This is a genomic window from Micromonospora foliorum (assembly GCF_022229015.1).
Taxonomy (GTDB): domain Bacteria; phylum Actinomycetota; class Actinomycetes; order Mycobacteriales; family Micromonosporaceae; genus Micromonospora; species Micromonospora foliorum.
In genome coordinates, this window is the sequence record NZ_JAKKFF010000308.1 from 1 (window position 1) to 4,705 (window position 4,705).

General features: G+C 73.3%; 6 protein-coding genes and 2 pseudogenes. 5 read left to right on the top strand and 3 right to left on the bottom strand.

Features of this window, described 5'->3' with window-relative positions:
• The 3 genes and pseudogenes from PSH25_RS21960 to PSH25_RS21970 all read right to left on the bottom strand — a co-directional run.
• A pseudogene (locus tag PSH25_RS21960) lies at positions 1-657 on the bottom strand (ATP-binding protein); the annotation flags it as partial.
• 70 nt (positions 658-727) lie between these two features.
• Positions 728-1,090 carry a hypothetical protein gene (locus PSH25_RS21965; protein WP_053654782.1) on the bottom strand — a complete coding sequence of 121 codons (363 nt, stop codon included), beginning with the start codon at positions 1,088-1,090 and terminating at the stop codon, positions 728-730.
• Between the two features lie 13 nt (positions 1,091-1,103).
• On the bottom strand, positions 1,104-1,418 hold the full coding sequence (locus PSH25_RS21970) for a hypothetical protein (RefSeq protein WP_074315118.1): 315 nt from the start codon (positions 1,416-1,418) through the stop codon (positions 1,104-1,106).
• Between the two features lie 356 nt (positions 1,419-1,774).
• On the opposite strand from PSH25_RS21970, the gene folP reads away from it, so the two are divergent.
• The 5 genes and pseudogenes from folP to PSH25_RS21995 form a co-directional block, all read left to right on the top strand.
• Entirely contained in the window at positions 1,775-2,671 is an 897-nt protein-coding gene (folP, locus tag PSH25_RS21975) for a dihydropteroate synthase (RefSeq protein WP_238660867.1), read from the top strand.
• Entirely contained in the window at positions 2,668-3,036 is a 369-nt protein-coding gene (gene folB / locus PSH25_RS21980) for a dihydroneopterin aldolase (protein WP_238660868.1), read from the top strand. Before folP ends, folB begins: the two co-directional genes overlap by 4 nt.
• A complete protein-coding gene (gene folK, locus PSH25_RS21985; RefSeq protein WP_238660869.1) occupies positions 3,033-3,560 on the top strand; it encodes a 2-amino-4-hydroxy-6-hydroxymethyldihydropteridine diphosphokinase in 528 nt (175 codons plus the stop codon). Before folB ends, folK begins: the two co-directional genes overlap by 4 nt.
• A 19-nt stretch (positions 3,561-3,579) precedes the next feature.
• A complete protein-coding gene (locus tag PSH25_RS21990; protein ID WP_238660870.1) occupies positions 3,580-4,116 on the top strand; it encodes a DUF3180 domain-containing protein in 537 nt (178 codons plus the stop codon).
• A gap of 118 nt (positions 4,117-4,234) precedes the next feature.
• Positions 4,235-4,630: pseudogene (locus tag PSH25_RS21995) on the top strand (ABC transporter permease); the annotation flags it as partial.
• Between the last annotated feature and the right edge of the window lie 75 nt (positions 4,631-4,705).

The following is a 4,705-nucleotide window of genomic DNA, read 5'->3' on the forward strand; positions in this document are numbered from 1 at the left end:
GGCCGTAGGGCGGGCCGGTTGGGCCGCCGGCGTGGCCGTGGGTCGGCTGCCCGGCAGGGTGCCGGCTGCACGGCCGGCGGGACCGGTGGCCGCAGACGGCGACCCGCCGCCGGCGGACGGGCCGAGCTCGTCCGGTGGACGCAGCATCGGCCGTCGATCGCCGGCCTGGTGCGGCACCCGGGACTCGGTGGCCGGGTGGCCGCCGCCGGGCCGTGGGTCGACGGATCGGCCACCGCTGCCGGGCTGGTCGGCGGGTGTCCACGGTGGCTCGAACTCGGGAACCGCGCGGGCTGGTGCCGGGCTGGCGACGGGTGGCGGCTGATGCGGGATCGCCGGCTGCTCACGGGTGCTCGGGCCGGCCGTGACGGCTCGTGCCGTGCCGGGTCGCCCCCCGCCGCCGAAGAGGTCCAGGAAGGGGGAGTCGATGTCGGCGTTCTCGCCGGCCGACACGGCGCTGGGCTCGGCCGGTGGCGTCCGGCGGGGAACCGGCCGGGGTGCCTGGAACACACCGACGGCACCGTGGCCGGGCGACGTCACCAGCGCGGGGTCGAGGGCGACCTCGTCCTCGTCCTCGGTGTAGTCGAATGAGTGCGGACGGTGACCGGTCGGCGCGCCCGGGCGGCCGGCCGGGGAGCCCGGCGTGGAGGAGCGGCTCATGCGACCGCCTCGGCCACTGTCGGCAGGCCCCTGCCCGCGTCCCGCGACGGACCGTTCGACGTACGTCCGGTCATGCCAGCTCCTCCCGAATCCTGATCCGGCTGCCGACCAGGCGCGGATCGCGCTGCTCGACCGCCGGCTCCCGGGTGCGTCGCCAGTCGGTCAGCGCGGTGCGGATGACCACCCGCGCCGGCCGATCGGGGTCGACGTGCCGGAAGATGAACGACGTGGTCACGATGGCGAGCGCGATCTCCCAGGCTGGGAAGAGCTCGACCGTCAACGTGAACAGCCAGTGGATGAACATGTAGAGGGGGACCAGCAGCATGAAGAGCCCGTACTGGGCGTAGGGCAGGTGGACCGGAAGGGTGTAACCGGGCGGCCCGAGGTAGACCAGGCGGGCCCGGTAGATGTCGTCGTCGGTGCGCAGCCGCATCTGGTGAACGCGCCTATTCGAAGATCAGGTCGATCAGGTAATCGCCGACGAAGAAGAGTGTTGCCGCGCCGGCGATGAAGGCGAGCCCGACGATGGCGATCGCGGAGCTGGTCAGCACCTTGGAGATCTCGCCTCGGCTGGCACGGCCGATGAAGATGACGCCCAGGACGGCGAGCAGGATCGGCGCGATCTTGCTGGCGAAGAAGGTGACGACACTGTTGGTGTCGATCCCCTTCGGTGCCGGCTCCGCGAGTGGAGTCGACGCCAGGGTGGAGAGCGCGTGGGCGACGCCTGACGACGCCGTCTCCATGAGCTCGAAGGCGATCACTGGAACCTCCCCATAGCGCGGCCGGCGGTGCCGCGGCGGTGCAATAGGCAAGCCTTGCGGGAAAAGTGCTCCACAGGGCATGGCGTTCTTGACCCTGTGTTCGTTACTCACCACGGAGGGTGGCGAGGTTTGGGCGTTTTTCCCCCGCTTCGGCCCTCCCTCCAAGCTTCGCCATCTCGATGCTGGCCAATTCCAAAGCGTACGGGCCGCCCCGGATTGCGACAAGCCGCGAAGGGGCTGCCCGATACTGCCCGGATGACCGATCGTACACCTGTTCTAACCGGCACGTCAGGGGCGGTGGCGCGGGGCCGACCCGGGCCGGCGGGCGCCGCTGCCGCGACCGGTACCGTCTAGTCGTGACCGATCTGGTGCGGGCTTCGGGCCCGGTGGTGATGGGCGTCCTCAACGTCACACCGGACTCCTTCTCCGACGGCGGACGGTACGCCGACCTGGACGCCGCCGTCGGACACGGCGTCCGTCTGCGTGACGCCGGTGCGGACCTGGTCGACATCGGCGGCGAGTCGACCCGTCCGGGCGCTGAGCGGATCGACGCCGCGACCGAGGCCGAGCGGGTGTTGCCGGTCATCCGCGAGCTGACCGCCGCCGGCGTGCCGGTCAGCGTCGACACCAGCCGCGCCCGGGTCGCGGAGGCCGCCCTGGCCGCCGGGGCGGCGGTGGTCAACGACGTCTCCGGTGGGCTGGCCGACCCCGACATGGCCCGCGTGGTCCGCGACGCGCACTGCCCCTGGGTGCTGATGCACTGGCGTGGGCACTCCCGGGCGATGCGCGAGCTGGCCACCTACACCGACGTGGTGGCCGACGTCCGGGCCGAGTTGGCCCAACGGATCGACGCGGCGCTGACCGCCGGGGTGGCCGCCGACCGCCTCATCGTCGATCCCGGGCTCGGCTTCGCCAAGACCGCCGCGCACAACTGGGAGCTCAGCGCCCGCCTGCCGGAGCTGCTGGATCTCGGCTACCCGCTGCTCTTCGGGGCCAGCCGCAAGTCGTACCTCGGTGGGTTGCTCGCCGCCGCGGACGGCACGCAGCGACCGACCGCCCAGCGGGAGGCGGCCACCGTGGCCACCAGCGTGCTGGCGGTCGCCGCGGGCGCCTGGGGCGTACGCGTGCACGACGTGCGGGCCACCACCGACGCGCTCGCCGTCTGGGCCGCGACCGGCAGCCCGCGCCTGGCCGTGCCGCCGCACCACGAGAAGCGAACGCAACCCGATCACGAGCATGAGGTACGGCGATGACGACGGACCGGATCCACCTCACCGGCCTGCGGGCGCGCGGCCGGCACGGGGTGTACGACTTCGAACGCGTACAGGGGCAGGACTTCGTGGTCGACGCCGTCCTGGAGCTGGACCTCGGCCCGGCCGCCGCCACCGACGACGTCACCGCCACCGTGCACTACGGCGAGCTGGCCGAACGCCTGGTCGCGGTGGTGACCGGCGAGCCGGTCAACCTGATCGAGACCCTCGCGGACCGGCTCCTCGCGGTGTGCCTGGCCGACGAGCGGGTCGACACCGCGACGATCACCGTGCACAAGCCGGAGGCCCCGGTGCCGCACACCTTCACCGACGTGGCCGTCACCATGACCCGGACGCGTACCCGGTGACCCGGGCGGTCCTCTCGCTCGGCAGCAACCTGGGTGACCGCCTGGCGCACCTGCGCACGGCCGTCGCCACCCTCGGTGACGCGGTGCTCGTGCTCTCCGGGGTGTACGAGACTCCACCGTGGGGCGACGCCGACCAGCCCGCGTACCTCAACGCGGTGGTGCTCGTGCAGGACGCGAGCGCGACCCCGCGCGACTGGCTGGAGCGGGCCCACGACGCGGAGCGCGCGGCGGGCCGGGTCCGTGACCCGCAGCGGCGGTTCGGGCCGCGCACCCTCGACGTGGACGTGATCGCGGTCTGGGGCGACGACGACGAGCCGGTGCTCAGCGACGACCCGGAGCTGACCCTGCCGCACCCCCGGGCGCACCTGCGTGCCTTCGTGCTGCGTCCGTGGATCGACATCCAGCCGTACGGTCGGCTGCCCGGTCACGGCTGGCTGACCGACCTGCTGACCACCGGCCCCGCGGCGGACGAGGCGTTGGAACTGCGTCCCCGGCCGGAGTTGGCGTTAGAGTCGACGGCATGACCGAGCGGAACCGGCCGGCATGACGCAGGCGAAGCCCCCACCCCGCGGGTCGGGCCCGGACGGGTCCCGGATGGGCCCCACCCGGATCTCGACCCTGGTCGTGGCCGGCCTGGCTGCGGCTGCGGTGGCCTGGCTGCTGATCAGCACCCTCTACTACAGCGGCGTTCCCCGGCTGCCCTGGCTGCCGGTGGTGACGCTGGCCGGGCTCGCCGTGCTGGAGGCGTACGCCGCGGTCAACACCCGGGGCCGGATCGAGCGCAAGCCGGGCCGGGACCCGGTCAACCCGCTGATGGTGGCCCGCTTCGTGGTGCTGGCCAAGGCGTCGGCACTGGCCGCGGCGATCTTCGCGGGCTTCTACGCGGGGCTCACCGGCTGGCTCTTCGTGGAGACCACCCGCGCCGCCCTGGACGATCGACCGGCCGCTGGCGGTGGCCTGCTCGCCTCGCTGGCCCTGGTCGGCGCCGCGCTCTGGTTGGAGCACTCCTGCCGGGTGCCGGAACGCCCGGACGACGAGCGCGAGCAGGACCCGCGGGAGAGCCGCCCCGGCCAGCGCTGAGCAGGGGGTTACGCCCAGCTGCGGTCGCGGGTACGGTGCCTGCGATCGGGAGCAAGGGCCGCCCGGGGTCCGTCCGCGCGCCGGACCGGGGACGGCCGGCCACTGGGGAGGCGGCGTCATGGGGTACGAAGAAGCGGGCCGGGACCGGTCGTCCGAACCCTCGTCGGGGGTGCCGGCCGCGGTACTGGAGAACGTCTTCGACGACCCCACCCACGGTGATCCCGGCCGGGACCGGATCGGCGTGCACCTGGGGTGGGAGCTGCTGCTGCTGGCCGGGTTGGCGGCCGTGAGCTGGCTGCTCTGGCGGGAGGATCCGGCCGCCGTGCGCGACGGCAACCTGCGCACGCTGCTGATCGACGCGGTCGGGCTGGGGTTGCTCGCCCTGGCCGCCGGGCTGAGCCTGCGTACGGCGGCGCCCAACCTGGCCGTCGGCCCGATCGCGGTCGCGGCCGCCCTGCACTACGCCGAGCAGGGTGACCGGGGCCTGCCGGCGTCGATCGGCCCGGCCCTGGCGAGATCGGAAGAGAGTCGGGTTAGGGAAATGGTGTAGATGGCGGTGGTCGCCGTGTCTGTAAAAATAAGCAGGATC